Genomic DNA, 3,665 nt, shown 5'->3' with positions numbered 1-3,665 from the left:
TGTACAGATTGGGAAGTTAAACAAATAGCTTCACTACTATAATAGGGGTAACGGCGAAGGTTGTCAAGCAGTTTTTTTGTTTCTGTTGAACCCGATACGCTGGTAGAAACTGGTTTGTTATGCAGAGATACCTATTTTTTAATAATTGTGTGCTATCAATTATATATAAGTTCCTATTTTTAAAGAGAGTAGAAGATGATTTCTAAAAATCTAGAGGCAAGTTTAAATAGAGCATTGCTGATTGCTTCCAACTTTAACCTTAAATACGCAAAAGTAGAACACTTATTGCTAGCGTTAACCAAAGACGTGGATGTAAATTATGTTTTATCAAGATGTAACATCAGAGCTGATGAAATCATAAATATAGACAGCATCTTATCAAGGTGTAAGACTGATGGTTACAAAAAAGGTTTTTCTGAAGATAATCCTGACTTGGTTGTCAATGAAGTTAAACCTAATCCGCTGTTTCAATGTATAATACATAGGTCCATAATACGAGCTCATAGCTTAGGAAAAAAGGAAATAAATGGAGCAAATGTCCTAGTAGAAATTCTGTCTGAACAGAATTTCTATATTGAAGACCTATTACAAAAGCAAAATGCAAAAGATTCTAACTTAATCTACCACATATCTAATATGAAATACTTGGGCGATACAGACGAATGCGCTACTAATCATAAAGTAAAGCTTGATAAAAATAACAACATCTCCACTACAGTAAATAAAGGTGAATTATTAAAAGACGAAGAAGTTCTACAAAGTTACTGTAAAAACTTGAATGATTACGCAAGAAGCAAAAAAATAGATTGCGTTGTTGGTCGCGATTACGAGTTAAGTCGCACTATAGAGATATTATTGAGGCGTAGGGAAAACAATCCTTTATATGTCGGAGACCCAGGTGTTGGCAAAACAACGATAGTTGAGGGTTTGGTGTTGAAAATAATCGAAGGCAGTGTTCCCAATGCGCTCAGGTCTAGCACAATCTATGCTTTAGATTTAGGAGCACTCCTCGCAGGAACCCGTTATAGAGGCGACTTTGAAGAAAGAATGAAATCCATAACGAAAGCAATCGAGGCAAAGCCAGGCGCTATTCTCTTTATTGATGAGATACACACAATCATTGGAGCTGGTTCAACAAGTGGTAGTTTTCTCGACGCTGGTAATCTGCTTAAGCCCGCACTTGCAAGAGGTACATTACGTTGCATAGGTGCAACTACATACAAAGAATACAGCAATAGTTTTGAAAAAGATAAAGCACTAGCAAGAAGATTTCAAAAAATTAATGTGAAAGAGCCTTCTGTCAATGAAACAATAAAAATGGTAAATAGCGTAAAGCCTTACTATGAAGAATACCACAAAGTATACTACTCAGGACGTGCCATTAAGGCTATAGTTAAAATTCTACGTGAGTGTATTCCTGAACAGAAATCACCTGGTAAAGACATTAACATTTTAGATACAGCAGGAGCATACTGTAGATTACTAAAAAATGGACGTAAAATTGTAAGTAGTAGAGATATTAAGAACACCATCACTAGAATTACAGGTGCACCTTGTAGGTCTGAATTTGATGATATACAAAGGGTACAATCTTTAAAAGACAACCTCAAAAAGGTCATTTTTGGTCAAGAGCAAGCAATAGAATCTCTCGTCAGTTCTATTAAAATTGCTAAATCTGGATTGAGAAATTACAATAAACCCCTAGCAAACTATCTTTTTGCAGGACCAACTGGTGTTGGTAAAACTGAACTTGCAAAACAGTTAGCAAAAAGTATGGGTATGAATCTCATACGCTTTGATATGTCTGAATATATGGAGCCTCATACAATATCAAGAATAATCGGCTCTCCTCCTGGATATATAGGTTATGACCAAGGTGGATTGCTTACAGAAGCTGTTTCTAATAATCAATATAGTGTCGTGCTTCTTGATGAAATTGAAAAAGCTCACAGTGATATTTACAACATATTGCTGCAAATCATGGATTATGGTTGCATCACAGACACTTACGGACGTAAAGTTAACTTTTCCAATGTTATCTTGATCATGACAACCAATGCAGGAGCGTTTGAACGCAGCAAAAGCTCTATTGGCTTTGGACGCAAAAATTTTAACATCAGTGATAGCGAAAAAGCAATAGAACGGGTTTTTAGCCCTGAATTTCGTAATCGTCTTGATGCAGTTATTTCCTTTTCTGACTTAAATACGGATGTGATTTTGTATATTGTAGATAAATTCATTCAGGAGCTGAGAAAACAGCTCATACAGAAAGGCATAAGCTGTTTAGTAGAAGATGAAGTAAAGTCCTATCTTGCACAAACAGGTTACTGCAAGGAAATGGGGGCACGCCCGATAGAGAGACTGATCGAGAAGGAAATAAAAAGTCACTTAGCTGAAGAAATACTGAACCGTCGACTAGTTAGAGGAAAAAAGCTGAGAATTTACATGGATAAAAGAGAAAATAAAATTACTTTTGGTATAACTTGAAATTTCTTGTATTGAGTTTCATCTTTGTTACAATTTATAACTTAAATCTAATTTGAGTTATAGTGATAATAAGCGATAAAGTAAAGCAAATCCTAAGCTACTACGAAAGTGAAAATCCTGGGGTAAAAGCAAACCTCATCCGTATTCTCATGCATGGAAAACTTGGTGGCACCGGCAAATTGTTGATTCTCCCTGTAGACCAAGGATTTGAACACGGACCAATAAAAAGCTTTGAAGTTAATCCTGATGCTTATGACCCACATTATCATTTTCAACTTGCACTTGATTCAGGAGTCAGTGCGTATGCTGCCCCACTTGGCATGATTGAAGCTGGCGCTTCAACTTATGCTGGAATGCTTCCACTTATTTTAAAACTTAATAGCTCCAATTCTTTGCATTCAAAAAGTCTAACTTCTGATCAGGCAATAACCGCCTCTGTGAAAGATGCGCTGCGTTTGGGCTGCACAGCCGTTGGATTTACCATATATCCTGGTTCTGCTAAGTGTTTTGATATGATAGAAGAGGCCCGTGAAATCATAGCTGAGGCTAAGTCCTGTGGGCTTGCAGTGGTGCTATGGTCTTATCCACGAGGTGAGGGAATTTCCAAAGAAGGTGAAACAGCAGTTGATGTTATTGCTTATGCTGCGCACATAGCAGCTTTGCTTGGTGCTAACATAATAAAAGTAAAACTCCCTACTAACCAATTGGAAAAAGAAAAAATAGAAGTGGAAAATATTGAGTCGTTATCCAAAAGAATTGAATATGTCAGGAAGTCTTGCTTTGCAGGGAAAAGAATAGTAGTTTTTTCTGGTGGCGAGTCGAAGTCGGTGGATGATATATGCAATGAGGCAAAAGAAATTAAGCAAGGAGGCGGTAATGGTTCAATCATTGGGCGCAACACCTTTCAACGAAAAAGAGAAGAAGCTTTATCTATGCTAAAAGATATCATGGATATCTACACGTAAAAAACGGCTGGGTGGCAGAATGGTTTATGCGGAGGACTGCAAATCCTTTTATACCGGTTCAATTCCGGTCCCGGCCTCTCCTTATAAAAGTTATAACGTCATCCAATAGAAACAAAAAAACTACTTGACAGATTTCGTCAGTCCTGCTACTATAAAGGCAAGGGTATTTCTGACTCAAAACTTGTTTTTGATCTGCAGGCTCAATGACAAAAT

At 37.0% G+C, this 3,665-nt stretch carries 2 protein-coding genes and 1 tRNA gene; all 3 read left to right on the top strand.

The genetic code is table 11. The features are described from left to right. Positions 1-195: 195 nt before the first annotated feature. The 3 genes from DM84_RS05385 (at position 196) to DM84_RS05375 (ending at position 3,529) form a co-directional block, all read left to right on the top strand. Entirely contained in the window at positions 196-2,487 is a 2,292-nt protein-coding gene (locus DM84_RS05385) for an AAA family ATPase (protein ID WP_250778923.1), read from the top strand. A gap of 68 nt (positions 2,488-2,555) precedes the next feature. Further along, the gene (locus DM84_RS05380; RefSeq protein ID WP_250778925.1) at positions 2,556-3,452 is read left to right on the top strand and encodes a class I fructose-bisphosphate aldolase; all 897 of its coding nucleotides are present in this window, start codon (positions 2,556-2,558) and stop codon (positions 3,450-3,452) included. Between the two features lie 5 nt (positions 3,453-3,457). Then, positions 3,458-3,529, top strand: a tRNA-Cys gene (locus tag DM84_RS05375). Positions 3,530-3,665 lie beyond the last annotated feature (136 nt).

The organism is Wolbachia pipientis, from assembly GCF_023661085.1.
Lineage (GTDB): Bacteria > Pseudomonadota > Alphaproteobacteria > Rickettsiales > Anaplasmataceae > Wolbachia.
The sequence above is the reverse complement of the archived record's forward strand: the minus strand, read 5'-3'. Positions and strand labels throughout refer to the sequence as shown.

Bases quoted from the DNA above. Each gene is read 5' to 3' on its own strand.
- DM84_RS05385 (WP_250778923.1), top strand. From the start codon at position 196: ATGATTTCTAAAAATCTAGAGGCAAGTTTAAATAGAGCATTGCTGATT.